The sequence below is a fragment of the Mycobacterium paragordonae genome, assembly GCF_003614435.1.
In the GTDB taxonomy this organism is placed as follows: domain Bacteria; phylum Actinomycetota; class Actinomycetes; order Mycobacteriales; family Mycobacteriaceae; genus Mycobacterium; species Mycobacterium paragordonae.
The window spans coordinates 1,789,780-1,814,172 of the sequence record NZ_CP025546.1 but is presented as its reverse complement, the minus strand read 5'-3'; the positions used below and the strand labels follow the sequence as shown (position 1 = coordinate 1,814,172).

Sequence of the window (24,393 nt, the reverse complement as noted above, 5' to 3'; positions counted from 1 at the left end):
TGGTGTCAGCGCTTGCGGAGCACGAGGGCGCCGCCGGCGACCAGCAGCACCAGGGCCAGGACGATTCCCCATCCGGCGCCGGCGAAGTACCAGGTGACTGCCACCAGCGCGATCAGCGGCGATACCGCGAAGAGCACGATTCCGGGGTTCTGCTTGATCACTGCCAGAGCGCTTCTAGCCCGGATGGGGTCCAGCTCATTGCCTGCCATCCGTTCAGAATGCCAGGTGAATGCCGCATTGCAAGCGGGATCAAGCGGGTTCGTCATCCTCGGGGGCGAAGAGTTTTTCGGGGTGGTGGAATGTATTTATTCGTGGTTGGCCGTGGTCCAGGTGCGCCGGCGGTATCCATTCGGTGTCGCTTTTGGCGTTTTTGCGGGTGGTCCAGCCTTTTTCGGCGAGGCGATTATCCGGCCCGCAGGCGAGGGTGAGGTCGTGGATGTCGGTGACATGGGTGTTCATCCAGCCGGAGGTGTGATGTACCTGGGTGTGGTAGCCGGGGGTGTCGCAGCCCGGGCGGGTGCAGCCACCGTCTTTGGCCAGCAACATCATTCGCTGAGCCAGGTTCGCCAAGCGTTTGGTGTGGAACAAGGCCAGGGGCTTGGCCCGGTCGAAGACCGCGAGGTAGTGGTGGGAGTTGGCGGCCCAGCGAATCAGGACGGGCAGCGGGATGCGGGTGCCCCCGGCGGTGCGGGCTCGCCCGGCCCCGGATTCGAGGTCCTGCAGGGTGGTGGTGACGATGATGCTGACGGGTAGGCCGTTGTGGGTGCCCAACTCGCCAGAGGCGAACAACTCGCGGATGGCGGTGACCATGGCGTCGTGGTTGCGTTGGGGTTGGCTGCGGGTGTCGCGGCGGGCGGCGTCGTCATCGGGTGCGCCGTCGAGGACGGGCGTGTCGTCCTCGGGATTGGCGGCGCCGGGGGCGGCCAGTTTGGCCCACAGCGCTTCGATCAAGGCCCGTAGTTCGGGGGTGATCAGGCCGCTGATGCGCGACATCCCGTCGTATTGCTGGGGGCCTAGGATCAGGCCGCGGGCGCGGGCACGTTCCTCGTCGGTGTAGTCGCCGTCGGGGTGTAGCAGTGCCATGAGTTCGTGGGCGTATTTGGCGACCTGGTCGGGGCGGAAGTCGCACGCCTTGCCGGCCAGGTCTTGTTCGGCGGCTTCGCGGGTGTCCACGTCGATGGTGGTGGGCAGGTGGGCGATAAAGCTGCGGATGACCTTGACCGCGGCATCACCGACTAGACCGGCGCATTGGGCGGCCGCGGTCGCGGTCAACAGCGGTGCCAGTGCTTCGCCGGTCAGGGCGCGGCGCTGCCCGAGGTCTTCGGCTTCGGCGATGCGGCGGTGGGCGTCGGCTTTGGTGATGCGTAGCCGATCGGCCAGTGCTGCGGGGAGTTTGCCGCCGAGTTCTTCTTCGGTGGCTTGGGTTTTGAGTTGGTTGATCAGCGCGTGCCGTACTGAGCGTGAGCGGCGTTCCCGGCGTTCCTCGCGCTCGAGGGCCCGCAGCAGCTCCGGGGTGGTCAGCGCGTCAAAGCTCAACGCGCACAGCTGGTCCTGCACTTCGTCGGCCGCGTCGAAGACCTCGATGATCTCCTCACGCGTACTCGCTGACATACCCACGATTTTACGAAGGGGCACCGACAACTTCGGGCTGGTGTGGGGCGCCAAACCCGCTCAGCAGCTGAATATTTCGCTGACGGCAACAGCGCGACGGCGAGCGTGCACACAATGCCATCACGCCCGGCGTGTCGGCGGCATTCTCTGCACGCTCGCGCACCCGAAATCCGTTAACGACAGCAACGCGATGCCGAGCGTGCACACAATGCCATCAGGCCCGGCGTGTCGCTGGCATTCTCTGCACGCTCGCGCCCGAAATCCGTTGACATCGAGAGCGATATCCCCTCTACCCACAGCACAACTCGATGACACTGGGCATGCCCCCGAATGACCAAGGTCCCTACCCATCGGCAACGCACAACCGTAACGTCCCTGCCGTGGACATCGAGACCGTCAAGAGCGCAGTCTTGCTGGCCTGCCGGGCGCCGTCCATCCACAACAGTCAACCGTGGCGCTGGGTCGTCGACCACGACGCCGTCCACCTCTTCGCCGATCGCAACCGGACCGTCCGTGCCACAGACCATTCCGGGCGTGGCGCGCTGATCAGCTGCGGCGCGACCCTTCACCACCTCGAGGTCGCGATGGCGGCCGCCGGCTGGCGAGCCACCATCAACCGATTACCCGACCCGAACGACCCCGGTCATCTGGCCACCCTGCGATTCCGCCCGATCGATCTCGTCACCTCGGCGCATCGCAACCGGGCCGAAGCGATCCTGCAGCGCCACACCGACCGGCTGCCGTTCGACCGGCCCATGTACTGGGAACACTTCGAACCGGTGCTGCGCGAAGCGCTCGACGACGAGGTCGCCACCCTGCACGTGCTCGCCGACGAGCAGCGCCTCAGGCTCGTCGAGGCGTCGCAGCTGAGCGAGGAACTGCGTCGTGACGACGCGTCGTATCACGCCGAACTCGATTGGTGGACTTCGCCATTCGCTTTGTCTGAGGGTATGCCGCCGTCCGCGCTGGCGTCCGACACCGAGCGGCTGCGGGTGGACGTGGCCCGGGAGTTCCCGGTCCGCGGCCACCAGGAGCGCCGGCCCGGGATCGCGACTGACTGGTCGAAGATCCTGGTGTTGTCGACACCCACCGACACCAAAGCCGATGTTCTGCGGTGCGGCGAAGTACTCTCTACCGTGCTACTCGAATGCACCATGGCCGGAATGGCGACCTGCACCTTGACCCACCTGATCGAATCGAGCGAGAGCCGCGACATCGTGCGGGACCTGATCGGCCGGCACGGGGAACCCCAGGTCTTGATCCGTGTCGGGATCACCCCGGCGATGGAACCTCTTCCGGCACCGACACCCCGCCGGCCTCTGGACGCCGTCCTCGAAATCCGCCCCACATCAGACACTCCGCCCGACCAGACACTCCGCCCGAAGGGATGAGCCAATGAGCAATGAGCCGATCACCGTCCTGTCCGAAAGCGAGAGCTGGGATCTGCTGGGCACCGCCTCACTCGGCCGGTTGGTGACCAACTTCGGCGGAGAACCCGAGATATTCCCGGTCAATTTCGTTGTCCAGAACCGGACCGTGTTGTTCCGCACGGCCGAGGGCACCAAACTCTTCTCGGCCGTCGCCAATCGGACGGTGATCTTCGAGGCTGACGACCACAATGTCGCCGAAGGCTGGAGTGTGATCGTGCGCGGTCGTGCCCGGCTGTTGAAGGCCGACGCCGACATACAGCAGGCAGATAAGGCCGGGCTGTATCCGTGGGTGGCGACGGCCAAGCCCAACTTCGTACGCATCACCCCGAACGACATCACCGGCCGCCGCTTCGTGTTCGGCCCGGAGCCCGACCACACCGAGACCGTCGCGTAAGCCCTCAGCGGGCAAGCAGCGCGTCAAGCTCGCGCGCGTCGACCCCGTTCAACCGACGGTGCATCGACCAGGCGATCCTGGCCGCCTGCAGCTTGGCGTGCTCCGCCACCGGCCCGCAGTAGAGCTCGTCGACGGCCTCGTTCCACAGGCCGAGCCAGCGCACAAAGTGACTCGCGGCCAACGGAGTTCGGCTGTGCAGGTCCCGGTGCACCCGCAGTGCGCTGCCGCGGTAGCGTCCGGCACGAAACAGTGTGGTCTCCCAGAAGTCGCACATCGTCGGAATGTGCCCGTCCAATCCCGCGGCGCGCAACTCCGTGAACGCCTCGTAGAGCACCTCGTCGTGCAATGCCGTCCCATAGAAGCGGTGCAGCAGCGCCTCGACATCGGCGCGGTCGACCAGATCCGGCCTCGGCGCGCCCACCGTCAGACCACCAGGGACAGCGGCCCGCGGGTCGGAGGGTTCCTGCGCCGCTTGCTGATTGCCACCAACCGCCTGATCGCGGCCTCGATGCCCCGCGCCAGTTGATCGACGTCTCCGACCGCGTCGTAATCGGTGAGGATCCCGAAGAACAGGTCGCCGGCGTAACTGAGCATCGCGACACCGGTGCGCAGATCCATCGCCAACGGCGGAACCGGATACAACCCGGTGACCTGCCTGCCCATGACCCGCAGCGGACGGCGCGGTCCGGGCACATTGGTCGCCACCGTCACCACGCCGCGTTGCGGCAGCCGCATCAACAACCCGACGGTCCACGCGCTGACCGCGAACGGAATGCGATTCGTCAAGGACAAGAACGCATTTCCGGCCTGCCGCTGGCCGCTGGACTTGGCCCGGCCCAGCCGGTCGTGCACGGTGCGCAGCCTCTCCACCGGGTTCTCCTCGTCCACCGGCAGATTCGGCAGCATCAGCGACACCCGGTTGTCCGTCACACCGGCCGCGCCCGCGGACCGCACCGACACCGGGACCAGCGTCCGCAACGAGCCGCGCAGCGGCTTGAGCCCGCGCTCCATCATGACGTTGCGGTAGCTCTCGGTGATGGCTGTCAGCGCAACGTCATTGACCGTCACATCGAAGGTGGAGGCGATGAGTTCGATGTCGGCCATGGCCACCCGCGCCCCGCCGTACCGGCGCTGATCGCTGAGCGGACCGTTCAGTGACGACGCGGACGGGATCAACAGTCCGGCGGCGATCTCACCGGCACCCTGAAGGGCACGGGCGATACCGGCAGTCAGGGCGGCCGATGCTTGCGCCAGACCGCCCAGCAGCGGGGTCCGTTGCGCGGGAGGCTCTTTCACGAGCTTCCTGGGTGCGGGCACCCGGCGGTGGGACACGCTGTCCACGCCGTCGTCGCACAACCCGGCGAGGATGTGCGTGGCGGCGATACCGTCTGCCATGCAGTGGTGCAGTTTGGTCAGCATCGCCCAGCGATCGTCGGCAAGGCCCTCGATGACCCACACTTCCCACAGCGGCCGGTCGCGGTCCAAACGCCGCGCCATCACGTCGGCAATCAACCGGAACAGCTCGCGGTCGTCACCGGGATGCGGCAGCGCGGCCCGGCGCACGTGGCGCTGGATGTCGAAGTCGGGATCGGCTACCCACTCGGGTGCACCCAGGTCCAGGGTGTGCAGTCGCAACCGCTGCCCGAATCGCGGGCAACCGCGAATCCGTTGGGCGAAAACCGAGATCAACTGATCCTGCTCGGGCGCCGGCCCTTCGATCACCGCAAGGCCACCGATGGCCAGGCTGACCCGCGGATCGGCATCCTCGGCCTTGAGGAACCCGGCGTCCAGTGTCGTCAGGTGGTCCATGGAATCAGCACCCTTTCAGTTATCTGCAACTCTCAGTTTCACTATCCGCTCCGAACCAGGTCCGGAGCAGGGCCAAAGGTCCCACGCTGCCGGGGCTTCGTCCTCTGCCGCAGGTCGCGCACTAACGACAATCCTGGAGAGCGTGACGACCGTCATGGATAGGAAGGGCTCCGCCCCCATCATGAACGCCCAATTCCCCGATGCCGACACGTTGCGGACAGTCCTCACCCTGGCCACCCGTGCCCCGTCAATACACAACACCCAGCCCTGGCACTGGCGGGTGAGCGCGGCGAGCCTGGACTTGTTCTCCGAACCGGAAATGCAGTTGCAGAGCACGGATCCCGACGGCCGGGACCTGCTCATCAGCTGCGGTGTCGCGCTGCATCACTGTGTTGTCGCCCTGGCGTCAATGGGCTGGCACGCCAAGGTCAGTCGCTTCCCGGATCCGGAGGACCCCCGGCACCTGGCCACCATCGAGGTGGTTCCGCAGGTTCCCGATCAAGCGGACATCGCGCTGGCAGCGGCCATCCCCCGGCGTCGGACCGACCGGCGTGCCTACAGTTCCTGGCCGGTGCCGGGCGGCGACATCGCGCAAATGGCCGCGCGCGCAGCCCGCAGCGGCGTGATGCTTCGCCAGGTCGATTCGCTTTCCAAAATGCGGGACATCGTGGCGCGCGCGGTTTCCGACCATGCCAGCGACGACGCCTACATGCGCGAATTGACCACGTGGAGTGGACGATACGGCGCGGTAGCCGGAGTGCCGGCGCGCAACGCACCGCCGTCGGATCCGCAGTCCCCCATCCCGGCGCGGTTGTTCGCCGGACCCGGTCTGGCGCAGCCGTCGGGCATCTCGCCCGCCGACGACTGCGGCGTCATCCTGGCGCTGGGCACCGAGAAAGACGATCGGTTGTCGCAACTTCGGGCCGGCGAGACCACCAGCATCGTGCTGTTGACCGCCACGGCACTGGGTTTGGCATGCTGCCCGATCACCGAACCGCTGGAGATTGCCGAGACCCGCGCCGCGGTCCGCACCGATGTTTTCGGCGCCAGCGGATATCCCCAGATGTTGTTGCGGGTCGGCTGGGCCCCGATCAACGCCGATCCGTTACCGGCGACTCCGCGGCGCCGACTGGTCCGCGTCGTCGACTGGCCCGAGGATCTATTGGACGAGCGGCGCTGACCACCGCAGCAGTGTTCCACCCGAAGGCAGTGTCTCGACGGCGAATTGGCCGCCGGCGTCTTCCGCGCGCCGCTTGAGGTTGGTCAGTCCACTGCCGGTGACCTCCCCGGGCATACCGCAACCGTCGTCGCCGACCTCGATGCACAGGTCGTCGTCAACCCTGACCCGCACCGTCAGTGTGGTGGCCTGTGCATGCCGGACGGCATTGCTGACCGCTTCCCGTACCACCGCCTCGGCGTGATCGGCCAGTCCACTGTCGACGACCGACAAGGGTCCGATGTACTGGACGCTGGTGCGCAACCCGGAGTCGGCGAACTGGCCGGCTGCCGCGTCGATGCGCTGACGCAACCGGGTGATGCCCTGCGAGGCGCCGTGCAAGTCGAAAATCGTCGTCCGGATCTCCTGGATCACCGCTTGCAGATCGTCTATCGCCCCTGAAAGACGCTGCTGCACTTGCGGTTCAGTGGCCCTGGGCACCGCTGCCTGCAAAGACAGCCCCACCGCGAACAGACGTTGGATCACATGGTCGTGCAGATCGCGCGCGATCCGGTCGCGATCGGTCAGCACATCCAGTTCGCGCATCTGCCGCTGCGACGTCGCCAACTGCAGGGCCAACGCGGCCTGGTCGGCGAACGCGGCCATCATCTCGAGTTGATCGTTGGTGAAGAATCCCCCACCGTCCTGGCCCAGGACGACGACCACGCCCGCGACGGTGCCGGTGGCCCGCAGCGGTAGCAGCAGTGCGGGGCCGACATCGTCCACGCCGTCCAGGCCGTCGGTGTCCAACCGTTCGATCTGGCGTGGCATGCCGTTGACGAACACCTCGCCCACCGTGGTCCCGGCGACTGGAATTGTCTGTCCCGCAGCGTTCTCCACCCCAGGGCCGAGCGTCTCTATCACCATGAGCTCACCGACGTCAGCGGGCGAGGCGGTCTCATCGAGAGGGACGGCAACCAAGGCCGCCTCCGCGGCGGTCAGCTTGAGCGCCTCTTCGGCCAACAGGCGGTAGACCGTAGCGGGTTCGGTGCCGGACAGGAGTTCGGTGGCGATATCCCGGGTGGACTCGATCCACGCCTGGCGCTCTTTTGCCTGCTGATACAGAGCGGCGTTGGCGATGGCGATACCCGCCGCCGCCGCCAGAGCCTGCACCAGCACTTCGTCGTCATCGGTGAACGGTTGACCGTTGGTCTTGTCGGTCAGGTACAGCGTGCCGAAGGATTCCCCGCGCACCAGCACGGGCACCCCGAGAAACGTCCGCATCGGCGGATGGTGCGGCGGAAATCCGACCGACGCCGGGTGCTTCGAAAGATCGTCCAGGCGTAGCGCTTTCGGTTCATCGATGAAAAGGCCGATGATGCCCTTGCCCTGCGGAAGGTTGCCGATGCGGCGCACCGTCTCTTCGTCGATGCCCTCATGGACGAAGTTCATCACGCGCTGTTCACCGTCGTGCACTTCCAGAGCGCCGTAGCGCGCGTCGACCAGTTCCGTCGCCGAGTGCACGATGGCGCGCAGTGTGGCGTTGAGCTCCAGCCCCGAGGTGACCACCAACATGGCCTCGAGCAGACCGTCGAGGCGGTCGCGGCCCTCGACGATCTGCTCGACCCGGTCCTGCACCTCGACCAGTAATTCGCGCAGCCGCAACTGAGACAGGGTCTGGCGAAACGGTTGCAGACCGACCTCTTCGGGGCCGGTCTGGACCGGCTCGCCGACGGTCATCGGGTACTTCCCTGCGTCCGCTTCAATTCCGCCGCGAATACCGCGGCCTGGGTCCGGCGCTCCATGCCGAGTTTGGCCAGCAGTCGCGACACGTAATTCTTCACCGTCTTCTCGGCAAGAAACATGCGATCGGCGATCTGCTTGTTCGTCAGGCCTTCGCTGAGCAGGCCCAGCAGCGCACGCTCCTGCTCGGTCAGGCCCGACAACGGATCCTGCTTCTCGGTGGCGTTGCGCAACTTCGACATCAGCGCCGCGGCCGCCCGATTGTCCAGCAACGACCGGCCGGCACCCACATCCTTGACCGCGCGCGCCAATTCCATTCCTTTGATGTCCTTGACGACGTAGCCGCTGGCGCCGGCCAGGATGGCGTCGAGCATCGCTTCGTCGGAGGTGTAGGAGGTCAGGATCAGGCACCGCAGTTCGGGCGTGCGCGATAACAGGTCCCGGCACAGTTCGATGCCGTTGCCGTCGGGTAGCCGGACATCGAGGACCGCGACGTCGGGATCCGCCGCCGGAATCCGTGACATCGCTTCGGCGACGGTGCCGGCTTCGCCGACCACGTCGAGTTCGGGGTCGGCACCAAGGAGGTCGATGAGGCCGCGTCGCACCACTTCATGGTCGTCGACGAGGAAGACTTTTACCAAGGCATCACTCCCGATTCGCTGCTACAGGTTGCCGCTGCGCACGGTCAACACCGAAGACCCCGCGTTGTACACGCTGCGCACCTGGGCAGCGTGCGCGTCGGTGACAAAGAGCTGCCCCGGCGCTTCATTGTCAGCCATGTAGCGGCCGCCGTGCCCCCGGACAATGGCCGACTCCACCCGCACATCGGGGTAAAGCCGCGTCCAGCGGGTCAGCCTGCGGTGTAACTGCGCTTGCGCCAGGCGGTTTCCATCGCCGGCTGAGTCCGCGGTTTGAGTCCCCTGTACGGAGACCGCGCGCAACGGCACGCCGCGAAGGCGAGCCTCCTGGAACGCATGACGCAACACGGCTCCGTTGTCCGCCTCAGCGACGACCCGCCTGATCGCGGGCGCCGTGGTGCCGTCCGCTGACCGGTGGATCACCGCTACCGGACACAGCGAGGACCCGGCCAGCGCACCGGCCACCGATCCCTCCCCACTGTGCGCATGATTGCGCCCGATCGAGCCGACACAGATCATCGACGCCGACCGCGACTCCTGCATCAGTTTGGTCAGGGGCCTGCCCCACAGAATCTCGGTGTCGATCACCACCTCTTTGCCCGTCGCCCTGATCGCTTGCTGGGCGTCGAACAGCGCCGCGCGTGCCGCCGCCTGTTGGCCCGCGATGCCGCCCGGCACCGGAGGCGAGTCGATGACATAGACCAGGCGCAGGGGAACGTCCCGGGCGACCGCCTCGTCAATCGCCCACAGGGCAGCATGCAGAGCCGTTCTCGAACCGTCGACACCCACCACGACTGCCGGACCTGACTGGCGGCTGCTCATCGCGGCCTCTCCTTAACTCGATCACTTCGGCCACCCCGAACGTTATTGACGGTCGGGCGGGAAACCCAGGGGCATAGGTCCCCTGATCGGGGCCTTAGGTCCCTAGAGCGAAGCGATTTCAAATCGGCTCTTGCCAGCGCCACCCAACCCGATTTTGATAGGTGTGGGCGCCGACCCGCGTCTTGCAGCGCCCGGGCTGAAGTTTCGTCGCCTCTCGGGGGGTTTCGTGCCATGGCTGTTCAAGAGACATCGCCTCAGTCCACGCCGCCCCCGTCGCAACCTCTAGTGGGTAAAGGCTGGCTCCAGGGCGTCGCGCTGGTGCTGATCTTCGGCTTCCTGGTGATGGGCATCCTCGCGTACCGGACCTACACCGCGGCGATGCCGATGCCGGACAAGGTGGTCACCGAATCCGGTCAGACGCTGTTCACCGGTGCCGACATCACCAAAGGCCAGGAGCTCTACCAGGCTCGCGGCTTGATGGAATACGGGTCGGTGTTGGGCCACGGCGCCTACCTGGGACCCGACTACACCGCCGACTACCTGAGGATGGCCACCGACGAAGTCGCGAACCAGTTCCGTGCCGAGGGCGTGGCCGAGCCGCGCCAGCGGGTGGTCACCGAGTTCCGCACCAACCGCTACGACTCCGCCACCAAGACGCTGGTGTTCACCAACAAGCAGGCCGTGGCGTTCGACCGCATCCAGAGTCATTACGCGGAGATTCTCGGCGAGAACTCCACCAAGTACGGCCTGCTGCCCCGGCTGATCACCGACAAGACGCAGATCCGGCAGTTGACCGCCTTCTTCGCCTGGACCGCGTGGGCCGCCGCGGCCGAACGGCCCGGGCACAAGTACAGCTACACCAACAACTGGCCGGCCGAACAACGCGTGGACAACGGTCCGACCGCGGCGGTGATCGTGTGGTCGGCGTTGTCGCTGATCGCCCTGCTGGGCGGCATCGGAGTCATGTTCGCGATCTACGGGCGCTGGAGCCAGAAGGTGGGCTGGCACGGCGCCGAATCACCCACGCTGTCGTTCCGGCAACCCGGCGAGGTGAGCCTCACACCGGCGCAGCGGGCGTGCATCTGGTTCTTCGCCGTCGTCTCGGTGTTGTTCCTGGCGCAAACGCTGCTGGGCGCGGCCGCCGAACACTATCGTGCTGACCTGTCGACCTTCTTCGGAATCGACCTGGCCCGCGTGCTGCCGTACAACCTGGCCCGCACCTGGCATCTGCAACTCGCGTTGTTCTGGACCGCCGCGGCGTTCCTGGCCGGCGGAATCTTCCTGGTGCCTTTCATCGCCCGCCGCGAACCGAAACGGCAGGCGCTGCTTGCCTACGTGTTGCTGGGTGCGGTCGCGGTGGTGGTGTTCGGCTCGCTGATCAGCGAAGCGCTGTCCATCTACGGGGTCATTCCCGAAGGCGGGCTGCTGTCTCAGCAATGGGAGTATCTCGACCTGCCGAGGCTCTGGCAGGTGCTGCTGATCGTCGGAATGTTCATCTGGATCGCGATCATCTGGCGGGGCATGCGCGCCCGGCTCAAGGGCGAGTCGAAGATGAACATGCCCTGGCTGTTCTTCTTCTCCGGACTGGCGATTCCGGTCTTCTACACCGTGGGCCTGCTTGCCGGCAGCGACACCCACTACACCGTCGCCGACTTCTGGCGGTTCTGGGTGGTGCACCTGTGGGTCGAGGACTTCCTCGAACTGTTCACCACCGTGATGGTCGCGTACATGTTCGTCCTGTTGGGCGTGGTGCGGGAGCGAATTGCGCTGGGCGTCATATTCCTTGACGTCATCCTGTATTCCGCGGGTGGCGTCATCGGCACCATGCACCACCTGTACTTCTCCGGAACTCCGGTCGAGCACATGGCACTCGGCGCGTTCTTCTCAGCCGCAGAGGTGATCCCGCTGACCTTCCTCACCGTGGAAGCGTGGGCCTTCCTGCAGCTCGGCGCGCGCCAACAGTCCGGGGACGCCAATCCCTTCCCCCACCGCTGGGCAGTGATGTTCCTGGTGGCAGTGGGATTCTGGAACTTCCTGGGAGCGGGGATCTTCGGGTTCCTGATCAACCTTCCGGTGGTGTCCTACTATCAGATCGGCACCGCACTGACGGCCAATCACGGGCATGCGGCGATGATGGGCGTATACGGCATGCTCGCCGTGGGGCTGGCGATGTTCGCGTTCCGTTACGTGATCCCGGCCGACAAGTGGCCGGAGCGGTTGGCGCGAACCTCGTTCTGGTGCATGAACATCGGCTTGGCATGGATGGTGTTCGTGACCCTGCTGCCACTGGGTGTCATGCAGCTGTTCCATTCGGTCAACGACGGCTACTACGAGGCCCGGTCGCTCGGTTACATCACCAAGCCGGGCAACGCGGTGCTCGAATGGCTGCGGATGCCCGGCGATGTCATCCTGATCGTCGGCGGGGTATTGCCGTTCGTCTGGATAGCCATCACGGCGTTGCGGCACTTCCGCACCGGCAGCACGGTTGAGGAACTGCCGGAGAATCCGCTCTACACCGAGACACCGGCCGCGGCACAGACACCGGCGACGGACTGAGCTGTGTCCATGCCTGCCACCTCGGTGTGGCTGATCGCCGGATACTCGTTGATGCTGCTGGCCGTCGGATGGTGTTTCGACGCGATGGCACGACACGCCTCGGCCCGCGCCGCGGCTTGGCGCACCGGACAATTCAGTTACCGGCCCGACCATGACGCCTGGGTGTGCCCACAGGATCAATGGCTGTGGCCGACGTCATTCGATCCCAAACACCGGGTGATGCGGTACCGCGCGTTGCCGGTGGTGTGCAACAGTTGCCCGGCCAAAGCCGGCTGCACCACCTCGGATCACGGCCGGGAGATCAGCCGCGAAGTCGACCCGTGGCCGCATTCGGAAGCAGGCCGCTTTCATCGCGGAATCGCCTGCAGCGTAGCGGGATTCGGTATTGTGCTGCCACTTGCGACGATGATCGCCAACCACTCGCTGTCCGAGCTCCTGGTCTTGACCGGCACCATCACGGTCGTGCTGCTGCTCGGTCTGCCCCTGGCCCGGCACCTGTGGAACACCCCGGCCAACGCGCCTGACCACCTGCCGCACCGCACCGCGATCGAGGATCAGGTGGCCGCCGCGATCGATCGCTATTCCACCCGCTGGGGCGGCTGGGCAGGCAAGGAGGACCGGACATGACCGGGCTGGCATTGGGCGTGATTGGCGTCGTGATCGTGGTGCTGGCCGTGGTTGCCGTGCCGTCACTGGCGGTGCTGCGCGAGTACGAACGGGGGGTGGTGTTCCGGATGGGCCACGTGCGCCCCCTGTACGAACCCGGTTTGCGATTCCTCATTCCGCTGGTGGACAAGATGATTCGCGTCGATCAACGTCTGGTGACACTGACCATTCCGCCTCAGGAGGTGATCACCCGCGACAACGTGCCGGCCCGGGTGAACGCGGTGGTGATGTTCGCGGTCACCGAGCCGCTGAAAGCGATTCTGGCGGTGGAGAACTACGCGGTGGCCACCTCACAGATCGCCCAGACCACGCTGCGCTCGCTGCTGGGCCGCGCCGACCTGGACACCCTGCTCGCACACCGCGAGGACCTCAACAGCGACCTGCGCACCATCATCGAGCAGATGACCGAGCCGTGGGGGGTGCAGGTGCGGGTCGTCGAGATCAAGGATGTCGAGATCCCCGAGTCGATGCAGCGGGCGATGGCCCGCGAGGCCGAGGCCGAACGCGAGCGCCGCGCCAAGGTGATCAACGCGCGCGGGGAACTGCAGGCGTCCGAGGAGTTGCGCCAAGCCGCCGAGACCCTGTCCAAGAGTCCGGCATCTCTGCAATTGCGCTATCTACAAACTCTTTTGGAGCTCGGTGCGGACCAGAATTCAACCGTGGTCTTTCCGTTGCCGGTCGACATCATCACGCCGTTCCTGCGCAACCCGGAAACGTTGCGTGGCGTGCTGGACAACGTCAACAACCGCGGGTGACCACCCGGCACATCTGGTGCCGATTGAATCCATCTGACCGGAATTCACGCTGACGGCATCAGAAATTTGCCGAATTCGCCTTACTTTGGTCGCCGGTCTTGGCAGGTTTGGTTCACGCCGCCGGAAAACACCTGACTGAATCAAATGCTGTTCCGCCAGGGGGCTCGCCTGGTAGTTGATGCGTACACCACGAAGGAGAAGAGACACAATGGATTACGCCTTTCTTCCGCCGGAGGTCAACTCGGCGAGGATGTACACCGGCCCCGGCCCGACTTCGTTCCTGACCGCCGCCGGCAGCTGGGATGCGCTGGCCGCCGAACTCGCCACCACGGCAGCGGGGTACGGAGCGGTGCTCACCGCCCTTGCCACCTGGCAGTGGAGCGGACCCGCGTCGCAGGCTATGACGGCCGCCGCCGTCCACTATGCGGGTTGGCTGCAAGCCACCGCCGAACAGACCAAACAGACGGCCGCACAGGCCAGGGCCGCCGCCGCGACCTTCGAGCAGGCCTACGCGATGACGGTGCCGCCGCCGGCAGTGGCGGTCAACCGTACTCAGCTCACCTCCCTGATCGCGACGAACCTGTTGGGCCAGAACACCGCAGCCATCGCTGCCACCGAAGCGCAGTACGCCGACTACTGGGCCCAGGACGCCGCCGCCATGTACGGCTATGCCGCGTCGTCGCAGGCGCTGACCCAGCTGTTGCCGCAGTTCTCCTCCCCCGCGCAGACGGCCAACCAGACCGGGGTAGCCGCTCAACAGGCGGCGGTCAGCCAGGCCAACGCGAGCGCCGCCGCGTCAGACCCGGTGTCGCAGTTGATCGATGCGGCGACCCAGGGACTGCAGTCACTGACCGGATCGATCATCCCCGACGATCTGACCGCGCTGGATGTCATCGCGGCCGTCGGCACGTCGATCAACTCCACGTACTACCTGGAGGCGTTCGCGGCCGGGGTCATCGGCGTCGAGAACAACCTGGGCGTGCTCCCCAAGGCGGGCGCGGCGCTGGCGTCCGAGGTCGCCCCCGTAGCCGCCGCGGTGCCGCCGCCACCGGTCGTCGGCGCGGGTCTGGGTAATGTCACCGCGACCCTAAGCCGGGCCGGCACGATCGGGCAGATGTCGGTGCCGGCCAGCTGGGCCGCACCATCGACGAGCCGGTTCTCGGCGCTGGAACCGGCCGGGTTCACCGTGATTCCGGGGACCGAGGACGCGGTGGTGTCCGGGTACCCCGGCTATCCCGGATTGCCGGCCGGGACGTCGGCGCGAGGTGCCGGAGCCCCGCCGCGGTACGGTGCCCGGCTGACCGTGATGGCGCGCCCGCCGGCCGCTGGATGACCGATTTCGCTTTCCTGCCGCCGGAGGTGAACTCCGGGCGGATGTACAGCGGCCCCGGATCCGGGTCGTTGCTCGCGGCCGCCGCAAGCTGGGACTCGCTGGCCGCGGAGCTGGAAACCACGGCCCTGAGTTGTCAATCGGTGCTTTCGACTTTGACCGCGTTGCACTGGCAAGGGCCGGCGTCGGCGGCGATGGCGGCGGCCGCCGTCCCTTACCTGGCCTGGCTGCAGGCCACCGGCGGGCAGACGCGGCAGACCGCCATGCAGGTCCGGGCGGCGGCGGCCGCCTACGAGTTGGCGCACGCTATGACGGTGCCACCGCCGGTGGTCGCGACCAACCGTGTCCAGCTGGCGGCGCTGATCGCCACGAATTTCTTCGGCCAGAACACCGCGGCGATCGCCGCCACCGAGGCGCAATACGCCGAGTACTGGGCGCAGGACGCCGCCGCGATGTACGGGTACGCGGCCGGCTCCGCCGCGGCATCGGAGCTGACGCCGTTCACCTCACCACGTTCTGTTGGCACCGCCGCCGCGCAAGGCTCGTCCACCGCCGACCGGTCGCTGCAGGCGCTGTACACGGCGCTCGACCCGTCGTCGTTGTTCTATCTCGATGTCACCGTGTTCGACGAGATCCGCGTCGTGGGCACCGCGATCGGCTGCACCGCCAAACTCGATCTGACCGCATGCGGAGTCATCGGAGCCGAGGACAAGCTGGGCATGTTGCCCGCGCTGACCGCGGAGACAGCCGTCGTTGCCCCCGCGCCCCAGGCGAGCGCGTCCGTGGTCCGCGCCGGGACCGCCCTGGGTCAGGTGACCGCGACACTGTCGCGAGCCAGCACGGTCGGCTCGATGTCGGTACCGGCAAGCTGGGCCGGGCCGTCCAGCGCGCCGTTGCGGGGTGCGCTGCCGAGTTTCGCCGGGACCGCCGAGCCGGCCGGCTCCGGGCTGGGCGTGCCGGGAGTGCCTGGGCTGAGAGCATCCCGGGCGTCGATCGTGGTGCCCCGGTACGGACGCCGGCTGCGGGTGATGTGGCCGTCGCCCGCGGTCGGCTGACGCATCAGTCGTCCAGCGGCTCGGGCGGCGCGGGCCCGGGCGGCTCGGGGGGCGCGAAGTTCCAGTTGTCCGGGTTATTCGGCGAATACACGACGGGGAACTGCTGGCCGGTGACCGGCCACTGGTCTGCGGTGACGACCATGCGCCGATATACCGCATGCTCGTTGACGGTGGGTCCGTTGATGACGCCGGAGATGGTGACGAACTGCTCGCCCGCATCAGCGTCGGGGTCATCGGCGGCCCGCGAGCTGACTCCGGTGACCAGCAGCGTGCCGCTGGCCAGGGCACCGCGCGGGCCGGGACGGATGAACCGCGGCGCCAGAAACACCACCAGCACCGCCACCAGCAGGAGCAGCACCATGAATTCCCACATCTGGCCATGGTAGGACTGCTGGCGTGAACCAGACCGATCTGCAGTTCGCGCTGGAGCTGGCCGACCGGGCGGACGAGCTGACCCGCGCCCGCTTCGGCGCACTCGACCTGCGCGTCGACACCAAACCCGACCTGACCCCGGTGACCGACGCCGATGAAGCCGTGGAGACCGAACTGCGGGACGCGATCGCCGGCGGGCGGCCCGGCGACAGCGTCCTGGGCGAGGAGTTCGGCGGAACCACGACTTGGCACGGCCGGCAGTGGATCATCGATCCGATCGACGGCACCAAGAACTTCGTGCGCGGAGTTCCGGTGTGGGCCAGCCTCATCGCACTACTCGAGGACGGCATCCCGGTCGTCGGAGTGGTGAGCGCCCCCGCCCTGCAGCGACGGTGGTGGGCGGCGCGCGGGCAGGGCGCGTTCGCGTCGGTAGCCGGCGCTCAGTCCAGACGATTGTCGGTTTCGGCTGTGGCAGAACTGGATTCGGCGAGCCTGTCGTTCTCCAGCTTGACCGGCTGGGCCGCGCTCGGGCTGCGCGGGCAATTCATCGATCTCACCGATTCCGTCTGGCGGGTGCGGGCCTACGGCGACTTTCTGTCCTACTGCCTGCTTGCCGAAGGCGCGGTGGACATCGCCGCCGAACCCGAGGTGTCGGTCTGGGATCTGGCCGCCCTCGACGTTCTGGTGCACGAAGCGGGTGGGCGGTTCACCAGCCTCGACGGCACCGCGGGCCCGCACGGCGGCAGCGCGGTCGCGACCAACGGACTGCTGCACGAGCGCGTGCTGGATCGGCTGCGACCGGCTGTGAACTAGCTAACACGTGCCATCTATCTTACTCCGGAGTAAGATACGGTTATTCGCATCGCCCCAACGACAGAGGCTGCTGATATGACCGACACACTTCCTGCTTCCGGCAGCCGCTCCAAGAAGCGGCGTGACCCCCAGACGACCATCGGCATGAAACCGCACAAGCGCACCGGCGTCGACATCGCCATCGCGTTGCTGACGCCGCTGGTCGGCCAGGATTTCCTGGACAAGTACAACCTGCGCGAGCCGCTCAACCGGACGCTGCGCTATGGCACCAAACAGGTGTTCTCCACCACCGCCGCCGCCGGTCGGCAGTTCAAGCGGGTGCAGAGCCTGCGCGGCACGCCGACCCGGCTGAAGTCGAGCGGCAAGAACTACTTCGACCTCACCCCTGACGACGATCAGAGACTGATCGTGGAAACCGTCGAGGAATTCGCCGCGGAGATCCTGCGCCCGGCGGCCCACGACGCCGACGAGGCCGCGACCTACCCCGCCGGCCTGATCGCCAAGGCCGCCGAACTGGGCATTACCGCGATCAACATCCCCGAGGACTTCGACGGCATCGCCGAGCACCGCTCCGCGGTGACCAACGTGCTGGTGGCCGAGGCGCTGGCCTACGGCGACATGGGTCAGGCGCTGCCCATCCTGGCGCCCGGCGGCGTCGCGGCGGCGCTGACCCATTGGGGCAGCGCCGATCAGCAGGCGACGTACCTGCGGGAGTTCGCCGGCGAAAGCGTCCCGCAGGCCTGCGTGGCCATCGCCGAGCCGCACCCGCTCTTCGACCCGACGCGGCTGCGGACCACCGCGGTGCGCACCCCGTCCGGCTACCGCCTCGACGGCGTTAAGTCGCTGGTGCCGGCCGCGGCCGACGCCGAGTTGTTCATCGTCGCCGCCCAGCTCAACGGCAAGCCGGCGTTGTTCATCGTCGAATCCTCCGCCCAGGGCCTGTCCGTCAAGGCGGACCCGAGCATGGGAATCCGCGCCGCGGCGCTCGGACAGGTTGAGCTGAACGGCGTTTCGGTGCCGCTGCACGCCCGGCTGGGTGAAGACGCGGCCAGTGACGAGGACTACTCCGAGGCGATCGCACTGGCCCGGCTGGGCTGGGCGGCACTGGCTGTCGGCACCTCGCACGCGGTGCTCGACTACGTCGTCCCCTATGTGAAGGAACGCGAAGCCTTCGGCGAGCCGATCGCGCGTCGCCAGGCGGTGGCTTTCATGTGCGCCAACATCGCCATCGAGCTGGACGGACTGCGGCTGATCACCTGGCGCGGCGCGTCCCGGGCCGAGCAAGGCCTGGCGTTCGCCCGGGAAGCGGCGCTGGCCAAGCGATTTGCGTCCGACAAGGGCATGCAGATCGGCCTGGACGGCGTGCAGCTGCTCGGCGGCCACGGCTTCACCAAGGAACACCCGGTCGAGCGCTGGTACCGCGATCTGCGGGCCATCGGCGTGGCCGAGGGTGTAGTCGTCATCTAACTCGTATACGTCAACAGCGAAAGAGCAATCATGGCAATCAATCTCGAGCTGCCGGGCAAGCTGCAGGCGGTAGTCACCAAGACCCATCAGGGCGTCGCCGAGCTGGTACGGCCCATCGCCCGCAAGTACGACCTTCGGGAGCACGCCTACCCGGTCGAACTCGACACGCTGATCAACCTTTTCGAGGGCGCGTCCGAGTCGTTCAGCTTCGCCGGCGCCGGTGAGCTGCGCGGCAGCGACAAGAAGGACGACAACCACAACGGCGCGAACATGGCTGCTCTCGTGCAGACTCTCGAGGCCAGCTGGGGCGACGTGGCGATGATGCTGTCCATCCCCTATCAGGGGTTGGGCAACGCCGCGATCTCAGCGGTGGCCACCGAGGAGCAACTCGAGCGCCTGGGCAAGGTGTGGGCGGCCATGGCGATCACCGAACCGGGCTTCGGTTCCGACTCGGCCGCGGTGACCACCACCGCTAAGCTCGATGGCGACGAGTATGTGATCAACGGCGAAAAGATCTATGTCACAGCCGGTTCGCGTGCCACCCACATCGTGGTGTGGGCGACACTGGACAAGTCGAAGGGCCGCGCGGCGATCAAGTCCTTCATCGTGCCGCGCGAGCACCCCGGTGTCACCGTCGAACGGCTCGAACACAAGCTCGGCATCAAGGGGTCGGATACCGCTGCTATCCGGTTCGATAACGCGCGCATCCCCAAGGAGAATCTGCTCGGCAACCCGGAAATCGAAGTCGGCAAAGGCTTCTCGGGTGTGATGGAGACCTTCGACAACACCCGGCCGATCGTCGCCGCCATGGCCGTCGGTATCGGGCGCGCGGCGCTGGAGGAAATCCGTAAGATCCTCACCGACGCTGGAGTCGAGATCGACTACGACCGCCCCGCACACGTTCAGAGCGCCGCGGCCGCAGAGTTCCTCCGGATGGAATCGGACTGGGAGGCCGCCTATCTGCTGTCGCTGCGCGCGGCATGGCAGGCCGACAACAGCATTCCCAACTCCAAAGAAGCGTCCATGAGCAAGGCCAAGGCCGGCCGGATGGCCAGCGACGTCACCCTCAAGACGGTCGAATTGGCCGGAACCACCGGATATTCCGAGCAGATGCTGCTGGAGAAGTGGGGCCGCGACTCCAAGATCCTGGACATCTTCGAAGGGACGCAACAGATTCAGCAGCTGGTGGTGGCCCGCCGGCTCCTCGGCCTGTCGTCCGCCGAACTCAAGTGAGTTGCCGGGCGAGCTCGTAGATAGCCCGCCCGTGCAACTCGAACAACGCGATCAGGTCGACCGCGTCACCGCCGAGTTCTTTAGCGATGAACAGACCGTCGGCGCCGGCCAGCGCATAGGCGGCGAGTTGGTGCACGTGGGGCTCGGTCAACTGCGGCATAACCGCTCGGAACGTCTCCTTGAGTTGGTCGAACGCGCGCGCCCGAACCTGGGTGAACATGGTCTTCGCCCGCGGTTCGGTGGGGCGGCGCTCCAGGGCCAGCATCAGCCCCAGCCGCAGGAAGTCCGGTGCCTCGAGCAGCACCTTGGCGGTCCTGTCCGTCAGCCCCAGGATCTGCTCCTGCGGGTCGGTATCCGACGTCGGCGGCACGAGGTTCCACGCGGTCAGCCAGGTGCCGAAGCTGCGCTCGATGACCGCGGCGATCAGGTCGTCTTTGTCCTTGAAATGCCAATAGATCGAGCTGGCCGGCAACCCGCACTTCGCGCTGACCAGCCCGATGCTGGTGCCCTCATAGCCACGTTCGGCCGCGATCTCGGTGGCTGCGTCCAGGATCCGGGTGCGCGACAGTTCGCCGTCGGCCCTGCGCTTGCGCTCGGTCTTCTTGGCGGCCATGCAACTCCCCTTGACTCCGGAACTCACTCAAGATTACCGTAGCGATCACTACGGGACAAATATCCGGGGGAAAGTACATGGGCCGAATCGACACCCACCACCACATGATTCCCGACTTCTACCGTAAGGCGTTGCGGACGGCGGGAATCGACGGTGCCGGCGGGCGCGACGTGCCGGACTGGAGTCCGCAGGAATCGCTGCAGACGATGGCCGAACTCGGCGTTGACACCGCCATCCTCTCGGTGTCCGCTCCCGGCACCACCTTTCTTCCCGCCGCGGCATCGGCGGCGGCCCTGGCTCGTGACGTCAATGACTATGGCGCCGAACTGGTGTCGACTCATCCCGGCCAGTTCGGCTTGTTCGCCACGGTTCCGCTGCCCCACCTGGACGCGGCCGTGACAGAGGCGTCCCGCGCGCTGGATGACCTGCGGGCAGACGGGGTGGTGCTGCTGGCCAACAACAGCGGCGTGTACCTCGGTGAGGACGGGCAGGACCCGTTGTTCGCCGCCCTGAACGAGCGCGCGGCGGTGGTGTTCGTCCACCCGGCCGAGCTACCGGGTCCGACGGTTCCCGGTGTTACGCCATGGGCCACGGATTTCCTGCTGGACACCACGCGCGCGGCTTTTCTTCTGGTGCGCAACGGGATACGTCAGCGTTATCCCGACATCACGTTCATCCTCAGCCACGCGGGCGGGTTCGTCCCCTACGCCAGTTACCGGATGGCCATGGCGATTACCGCCGATACCGGCCGCGACCCGTTCGCTGTACTCGGGGAACTGTCGGACTTCTATTTCGACACCGCGCTGTCGTCGAGTCCGGCGGCGCTGCCGTCGCTGCTGGCGTTCGCCAAGCCCGGTCACATCGCGTTCGGCTCGGACTTCCCGTTCGCGCCGTCATTCGTGGGGAAGATGTTCAGCGACAACCTGGAGAGCTTTCCGGGCATCGACGTCGGCGCGCTGGCGACGGACTTTCTTCGCCGAACGTGAACTGACGGTGAGATTTTCGCGATTTTGCCGCCGTCAGTGCACGCTCGGCGAAAGGCCGCTAAGCCACCGCGTCCAGTTGCGCGCGTAACTCGTCGTCGAGTGCGATGTCCCTGACAGCCAGGTTCTCTTCCAGGTGCGCGACCGACGACGTGCCGGGAATCAGCAGCACATTGGGCGCCACACCCAACGTCCAGGCGAGCGCGACCTGAGCCGGTGTGTACCCCAGTCGCTCCGCGGCACTGCGCACCAGTTCGTGGCCCAGCACCGGGTTCGACGGCGAGAAGGCCGAGCCGAGCGGGAAGAACGGCACGAACGCGATGCCGCGGGCCGTGCATTCCTCCAGCACCGGAGCCGACGACCGGTCGACGAGGTTGAAAGCGTTTTGAACGCAAGCGATCTCGGTGCGATCCAGCGCGTGCAGCAGATGCCGGTGGGTGATCTCGCTGAGCCCGATACCACCGATCAGTCCCTCGTCGCGGGCCGTGATCATCACCGAGAGCTGTTCATCGAACAGCTCATCGGGCTCGTTGCTGTCCATCAGCCGCAGGTTCACCACCGCCAGCTGATCGACACCCAGCGTGCGCAGGTTGGCCTCCAGATCGGCGCGCAGGTCAGCGGGATCGGCGAGCGGCAACCAGGCACCGGCCTCGTCGCGCCGTCCGCCGACCTTGCTCACCAGGGCCAGGTTCTCCGGGTAGGGATGCAAAGCCTCCCGGATCAGTTCGTTGGCGACGTCCGGCCCGTAGAACTGGGCGGTGTCGATGTGGTCGACGCCGAGTTCGACGGCGCGGCGCAGCACGGCGAGCGCCGCGTCGCGGTCACGGGGCGGGCCGAACACGCCGGGTCCGGGCAGTTGCATCGCTCCGAAGCCGACCCGGGCAACCGAAAAGCGACCAAGTGGGAAGGAATCCATAACTGGGGCTAGCGTCGAATCCCATGGAGAAATTCCCCGCGCTGGTGGCGCATCAAGACGGCGAGCAGATTTCCGCGCGGGTGGAGACACTTTCCGAAGCCGACCTGCCACCGGGCGAAGTGACGATTCGGGTGCTCTATTCCAGTGTGAACTTCAAGGACGCGCTCGCGCTGACGCCCGGCGGCGGGGTGGTGCGCAAATATCCGGTCGTGCCCGGCATCGACCTGACCGGCGAGGTGGTCGACTCACAGTCACCGGACTTCGCCGTCGGTGACGCCGTGGTCGCGCACGGCTACCAGATCGGCACCGGTCATCACGGCGGTTACGCCGAGTACGCGCGCCTGCCCGCCGACCAGGTCGTGTCGCTCGGTGCGCTGAACCCGCGCGACGGCGCGGCGATCGGCACCGCGGGCTTCACGGCGGCGATGAGCGTGCAGGCCCTCACCGACTGGGGTGTCGCGCCCGGGGACGGGCCCGTCGTGGTCACCGGCGCATCGGGCGGAGTCGGCACCGTCAGCGTGGACCTGCTGGCCGCTGCCGGTTATCAGGTGGTGGCGTCCACCGGCAAGCCCCAAGCCGAGAGACTGCTCAAAGAGCTTGGCGCTGCCGAGGTTATCGGCCGGTTGCCGGCGGACCCGGACGCCAAGCCGCGGCCGCTGGCCAAGACGCGCTGGGCGGCCGGCGTGGATTGCGTCGGCGGGGCGACGCTGGCCGATGTGCTCAGCGCTGTGGACTACCGCGGCGCGGTGGCCGCCAGCGGACTCACCGGAGGCGTGGCGCTGCACACCACGGTGATGCCATTCATCCTGCGCGGCATCGCGCTGCTCGGCATCGACTCGGTGCAACTGCCGATCGGTCCGCGCCGCGAGCTGTGGGCGCGGCTTGGTGATTCGCTGCGGCCGCGTCACCTGGATGCCGTGACCACCGAGGTCGACGTCAAGGACGTGGTCGGTGTGCTCGACCAGTTGCGCGCCGGGGCGTTCACGGGGCGTGCCGTCGTACGGGTTGCGGGCGGGTTCTGATCCGGAAGTAGGGTGATCGGCATGCGCGCAGCACGGGTGACTCGGCTCGATGGTCCGGATGCGATTGAGGTGACAGAGATCGACGAACCCACCGGTGACGGTGTGGTGGTCGACGTGCACGCCGCCGGGGTGGCGTTCCCGGATGCGCTGCTCACCCGCGGCCTGTACCAGTACCGGCCGGATCCGCCGTTCACGCTGGGCGCGGAGATCGCCGGCGTGGTGCGCTCGGCACCGGAGGGCGCGCACGTCCAGGCCGGCGATCGGGTGCTCGGCCTGACGATGCTGACCGGCGGCATGGCCGAGGTCGCGCTGCTGGCGCCCGACCGGCTGTTCAAGCTGCCCGACAACCTCAGCTTCGAGGCCGGCGCCGGGGTGCTGTTCAACGACTTGACGGTGTACTTCTCGCTGGCCGTCCGCGGTCGGTTGCAAGCGGGCGAGACGGTGCTGGTGCACGGTGCCGCCGGCGGTATCGGCACGTCGGCACTGCGACTGGCCCCGGCACTGGGCGCATCGCGGGTGATCGCGGTGGTCAGCTCCGAGGAGAAGGGCCAGATCGCCACGGCCGCCGGCGCCACCGACGTGGTGCTGGCCGACGGCTTCAAGGACGCGGTCAAGGAATTGACCGGTGGCCGCGGCGTCGACATCGTGGTGGATCCCGTCGGCGGCGACCGCTTCACCGATTCGCTGCGCTCGCTGGCTCCGGCCGGACGGTTGCTGGTGATCGGCTTCACCGGTGGGGAGATTCCCACGGTGAAAGTAAACCGGTTGCTGCTGAACAACATTGACGTGGTTGGCGTCGGCTGGGGCGCCTGGGCCGGCCGGCACCCCGGGGCGCTTGAAGAGCAGTGGGCGGCCCTCGAGGACCTGTTCACCTCGGGCAAGCTCGCCGCGCCGGAGCCGGAGGTCTTCCCGTTGGAAGAGGCGGCGGCAGCGGTGGCATCGCTGGAAAACCGAAGCGCCAAGGGCAAAGTGGTGCTGCGCGTCCGGCCGTGACGCCCGGCCACCGTGC

General features: G+C 67.0%; 24 protein-coding genes. 14 read left to right on the top strand and 10 right to left on the bottom strand.

Annotated elements, in window-relative coordinates; all coding sequences use genetic code 11:
* Nucleotides 1-5: 5 nt before the first annotated feature.
* Nucleotides 6-209: a hypothetical protein gene (locus C0J29_RS33325; protein ID WP_065043486.1), complete on the bottom strand. Its 204-nt coding sequence runs from the start codon at nt 207-209 to the stop codon at nt 6-8.
* Between the two features lie 40 nt (nt 210-249).
* Nucleotides 250-1,611, bottom strand: a complete 1,362-nt coding sequence (locus tag C0J29_RS08405; protein WP_120792021.1) for an HNH endonuclease signature motif containing protein — start codon at nt 1,609-1,611, stop codon at nt 250-252.
* Between the two features lie 386 nt (nt 1,612-1,997).
* On the opposite strand from C0J29_RS08405, the gene C0J29_RS08400 reads away from it, so the two are divergent.
* Nucleotides 1,998-3,002 carry an Acg family FMN-binding oxidoreductase gene (locus tag C0J29_RS08400; protein ID WP_242460623.1) on the top strand — a complete coding sequence of 335 codons (1,005 nt, stop codon included), beginning with the start codon at nt 1,998-2,000 and terminating at the stop codon, nt 3,000-3,002.
* A 4-nt stretch (nt 3,003-3,006) separates the two neighbouring features.
* Nucleotides 3,007-3,435 carry a pyridoxamine 5'-phosphate oxidase family protein gene (locus C0J29_RS08395; RefSeq protein WP_065043489.1) on the top strand — a complete coding sequence of 143 codons (429 nt, stop codon included), beginning with the start codon at nt 3,007-3,009 and terminating at the stop codon, nt 3,433-3,435.
* 4 nt (nt 3,436-3,439) lie between these two features.
* Here the strand turns inward: C0J29_RS08395 and C0J29_RS08390 are convergent, their stop codons facing one another.
* A complete protein-coding gene (locus C0J29_RS08390) occupies nt 3,440-3,856 on the bottom strand; it encodes a group III truncated hemoglobin (protein ID WP_120792019.1) in 417 nt (138 codons plus the stop codon).
* A 2-nt stretch (nt 3,857-3,858) separates the two neighbouring features.
* Nucleotides 3,859-5,244, bottom strand: coding sequence for a WS/DGAT/MGAT family O-acyltransferase (locus C0J29_RS08385; protein WP_065163689.1), 1,386 nt, complete (start codon nt 5,242-5,244; stop codon nt 3,859-3,861).
* Between the two features lie 181 nt (nt 5,245-5,425).
* Here C0J29_RS08385 and C0J29_RS08380 point away from each other — a divergent pair, with 181 nt between their 5' ends.
* On the top strand, nt 5,426-6,424 hold the full coding sequence (locus C0J29_RS08380; protein ID WP_065043522.1) for an Acg family FMN-binding oxidoreductase: 999 nt from the start codon (nt 5,426-5,428) through the stop codon (nt 6,422-6,424).
* Here C0J29_RS08380 and C0J29_RS08375 read toward each other — a convergent pair.
* Genes C0J29_RS08375 through C0J29_RS08365 form a run of 3 tightly spaced genes read right to left on the bottom strand, consistent with a single transcriptional unit; the run spans nt 6,404 to nt 9,603 of the window.
* Nucleotides 6,404-8,140, bottom strand: coding sequence for a GAF domain-containing sensor histidine kinase (locus C0J29_RS08375; protein ID WP_120792018.1), 1,737 nt, complete (start codon nt 8,138-8,140; stop codon nt 6,404-6,406). The two genes, C0J29_RS08380 and C0J29_RS08375, sit on opposite strands and share 21 nt — an antisense overlap.
* On the bottom strand, nt 8,137-8,784 hold the full coding sequence (gene dosR / locus C0J29_RS08370) for a hypoxia response regulator transcription factor DosR/DevR (protein ID WP_065163691.1): 648 nt from the start codon (nt 8,782-8,784) through the stop codon (nt 8,137-8,139). Before dosR ends, C0J29_RS08375 begins: the two co-directional genes overlap by 4 nt.
* Before the next feature lie 21 nt (nt 8,785-8,805).
* Nucleotides 8,806-9,603 (bottom strand): universal stress protein, encoded by a 798-nt coding sequence (locus tag C0J29_RS08365; protein ID WP_065163692.1) that lies wholly within the window; start codon nt 9,601-9,603, stop codon nt 8,806-8,808.
* A gap of 231 nt (nt 9,604-9,834) precedes the next feature.
* On the opposite strand from C0J29_RS08365, the gene C0J29_RS08360 reads away from it, so the two are divergent.
* The 5 genes from C0J29_RS08360 (at nt 9,835) to C0J29_RS08340 (ending at nt 15,965) form a co-directional block, all read left to right on the top strand.
* Entirely contained in the window at nt 9,835-12,159 is a 2,325-nt protein-coding gene (locus C0J29_RS08360) for a nitric-oxide reductase large subunit (RefSeq protein WP_065163693.1), read from the top strand.
* Between the two features lie 3 nt (nt 12,160-12,162).
* Nucleotides 12,163-12,786, top strand: coding sequence for a hypothetical protein (locus C0J29_RS08355; protein ID WP_065043496.1), 624 nt, complete (start codon nt 12,163-12,165; stop codon nt 12,784-12,786).
* Entirely contained in the window at nt 12,783-13,580 is a 798-nt protein-coding gene (locus tag C0J29_RS08350; RefSeq protein ID WP_065163694.1) for a slipin family protein, read from the top strand. Before C0J29_RS08355 ends, C0J29_RS08350 begins: the two co-directional genes overlap by 4 nt.
* A 208-nt stretch (nt 13,581-13,788) precedes the next feature.
* Complete coding sequence (locus C0J29_RS08345) at nt 13,789-14,913, top strand: PPE family protein (protein WP_120792017.1); 1,125 nt, start codon at nt 13,789-13,791, stop codon at nt 14,911-14,913.
* Nucleotides 14,910-15,965: a PPE family protein gene (locus C0J29_RS08340; protein ID WP_120792016.1), complete on the top strand. Its 1,056-nt coding sequence runs from the start codon at nt 14,910-14,912 to the stop codon at nt 15,963-15,965. Before C0J29_RS08345 ends, C0J29_RS08340 begins: the two co-directional genes overlap by 4 nt.
* Before the next feature lie 4 nt (nt 15,966-15,969).
* Here the strand turns inward: C0J29_RS08340 and C0J29_RS08335 are convergent, their stop codons facing one another.
* On the bottom strand, nt 15,970-16,338 hold the full coding sequence (locus C0J29_RS08335; RefSeq protein WP_120792015.1) for a hypothetical protein: 369 nt from the start codon (nt 16,336-16,338) through the stop codon (nt 15,970-15,972).
* 23 nt (nt 16,339-16,361) lie between these two features.
* Here C0J29_RS08335 and hisN point away from each other — a divergent pair, with 23 nt between their 5' ends.
* From hisN to C0J29_RS08320, 3 genes are all read left to right on the top strand, one after another.
* Nucleotides 16,362-17,150, top strand: coding sequence for a histidinol-phosphatase (gene hisN, locus C0J29_RS08330; protein WP_120792014.1), 789 nt, complete (start codon nt 16,362-16,364; stop codon nt 17,148-17,150).
* Between the two features lie 75 nt (nt 17,151-17,225).
* The gene (locus C0J29_RS08325) at nt 17,226-18,617 is read left to right on the top strand and encodes an acyl-CoA dehydrogenase family protein (RefSeq protein ID WP_120792013.1); all 1,392 of its coding nucleotides are present in this window, start codon (nt 17,226-17,228) and stop codon (nt 18,615-18,617) included.
* Between the two features lie 30 nt (nt 18,618-18,647).
* On the top strand, nt 18,648-19,850 hold the full coding sequence (locus tag C0J29_RS08320; RefSeq protein ID WP_120792012.1) for an acyl-CoA dehydrogenase family protein: 1,203 nt from the start codon (nt 18,648-18,650) through the stop codon (nt 19,848-19,850).
* Here the strand turns inward: C0J29_RS08320 and C0J29_RS08315 are convergent.
* Nucleotides 19,843-20,463, bottom strand: coding sequence for a TetR/AcrR family transcriptional regulator (locus C0J29_RS08315; RefSeq protein ID WP_120792011.1), 621 nt, complete (start codon nt 20,461-20,463; stop codon nt 19,843-19,845). The two genes, C0J29_RS08320 and C0J29_RS08315, sit on opposite strands and share 8 nt — an antisense overlap.
* 77 nt (nt 20,464-20,540) lie before the next feature.
* On the opposite strand from C0J29_RS08315, the gene C0J29_RS08310 reads away from it, so the two are divergent.
* Nucleotides 20,541-21,449 carry an amidohydrolase family protein gene (locus C0J29_RS08310; protein ID WP_120792010.1) on the top strand — a complete coding sequence of 303 codons (909 nt, stop codon included), beginning with the start codon at nt 20,541-20,543 and terminating at the stop codon, nt 21,447-21,449.
* Between the two features lie 58 nt (nt 21,450-21,507).
* Here the strand turns inward: C0J29_RS08310 and C0J29_RS08305 are convergent, their stop codons facing one another.
* Nucleotides 21,508-22,362, bottom strand: coding sequence for an oxidoreductase (locus C0J29_RS08305; protein WP_065043504.1), 855 nt, complete (start codon nt 22,360-22,362; stop codon nt 21,508-21,510).
* 23 nt (nt 22,363-22,385) lie between these two features.
* On the opposite strand from C0J29_RS08305, the gene C0J29_RS08300 reads away from it, so the two are divergent.
* On the top strand, nt 22,386-23,384 hold the full coding sequence (locus C0J29_RS08300; RefSeq protein ID WP_120792009.1) for an acrylyl-CoA reductase family protein: 999 nt from the start codon (nt 22,386-22,388) through the stop codon (nt 23,382-23,384).
* A gap of 21 nt (nt 23,385-23,405) precedes the next feature.
* Nucleotides 23,406-24,377 carry an NADPH:quinone oxidoreductase family protein gene (locus tag C0J29_RS08295; protein ID WP_120794627.1) on the top strand — a complete coding sequence of 324 codons (972 nt, stop codon included), beginning with the start codon at nt 23,406-23,408 and terminating at the stop codon, nt 24,375-24,377.
* Nucleotides 24,378-24,393: the final 16 nt, after the last annotated feature.

Bases quoted from the DNA above. Each gene is read 5' to 3' on its own strand.
- C0J29_RS33325 (WP_065043486.1), bottom strand. From the start codon at position 209: ATGGCAGGCAATGAGCTGGACCCCATCCGGGCTAGAAGCGCTCTGGCA.
- C0J29_RS08405 (WP_120792021.1), bottom strand. From the start codon at position 1,611: ATGTCAGCGAGTACGCGTGAGGAGATCATCGAGGTCTTCGACGCGGCC.
- C0J29_RS08395 (WP_065043489.1), top strand. From the start codon at position 3,007: ATGAGCAATGAGCCGATCACCGTCCTGTCCGAAAGCGAGAGCTGGGAT.
- C0J29_RS08385 (WP_065163689.1), bottom strand. From the start codon at position 5,244: ATGGACCACCTGACGACACTGGACGCCGGGTTCCTCAAGGCCGAGGAT.
- C0J29_RS08380 (WP_065043522.1), top strand. From the start codon at position 5,426: ATGAACGCCCAATTCCCCGATGCCGACACGTTGCGGACAGTCCTCACC.
- C0J29_RS08375 (WP_120792018.1), bottom strand. From the start codon at position 8,140: ATGACCGTCGGCGAGCCGGTCCAGACCGGCCCCGAAGAGGTCGGTCTG.
- C0J29_RS08365 (WP_065163692.1), bottom strand. From the start codon at position 9,603: ATGAGCAGCCGCCAGTCAGGTCCGGCAGTCGTGGTGGGTGTCGACGGT.
- C0J29_RS08360 (WP_065163693.1), top strand. From the start codon at position 9,835: ATGGCTGTTCAAGAGACATCGCCTCAGTCCACGCCGCCCCCGTCGCAA.
- C0J29_RS08350 (WP_065163694.1), top strand. From the start codon at position 12,783: ATGACCGGGCTGGCATTGGGCGTGATTGGCGTCGTGATCGTGGTGCTG.
- C0J29_RS08345 (WP_120792017.1), top strand. From the start codon at position 13,789: ATGGATTACGCCTTTCTTCCGCCGGAGGTCAACTCGGCGAGGATGTAC.
- C0J29_RS08340 (WP_120792016.1), top strand. From the start codon at position 14,910: ATGACCGATTTCGCTTTCCTGCCGCCGGAGGTGAACTCCGGGCGGATG.
- C0J29_RS08335 (WP_120792015.1), bottom strand. From the start codon at position 16,338: ATGTGGGAATTCATGGTGCTGCTCCTGCTGGTGGCGGTGCTGGTGGTG.
- C0J29_RS08325 (WP_120792013.1), top strand. From the start codon at position 17,226: ATGACCGACACACTTCCTGCTTCCGGCAGCCGCTCCAAGAAGCGGCGT.
- C0J29_RS08320 (WP_120792012.1), top strand. From the start codon at position 18,648: ATGGCAATCAATCTCGAGCTGCCGGGCAAGCTGCAGGCGGTAGTCACC.
- C0J29_RS08315 (WP_120792011.1), bottom strand. From the start codon at position 20,463: ATGGCCGCCAAGAAGACCGAGCGCAAGCGCAGGGCCGACGGCGAACTG.
- C0J29_RS08310 (WP_120792010.1), top strand. From the start codon at position 20,541: ATGGGCCGAATCGACACCCACCACCACATGATTCCCGACTTCTACCGT.
- C0J29_RS08305 (WP_065043504.1), bottom strand. From the start codon at position 22,362: ATGGATTCCTTCCCACTTGGTCGCTTTTCGGTTGCCCGGGTCGGCTTC.
- C0J29_RS08300 (WP_120792009.1), top strand. From the start codon at position 22,386: ATGGAGAAATTCCCCGCGCTGGTGGCGCATCAAGACGGCGAGCAGATT.
- C0J29_RS08295 (WP_120794627.1), top strand. From the start codon at position 23,406: ATGCGCGCAGCACGGGTGACTCGGCTCGATGGTCCGGATGCGATTGAG.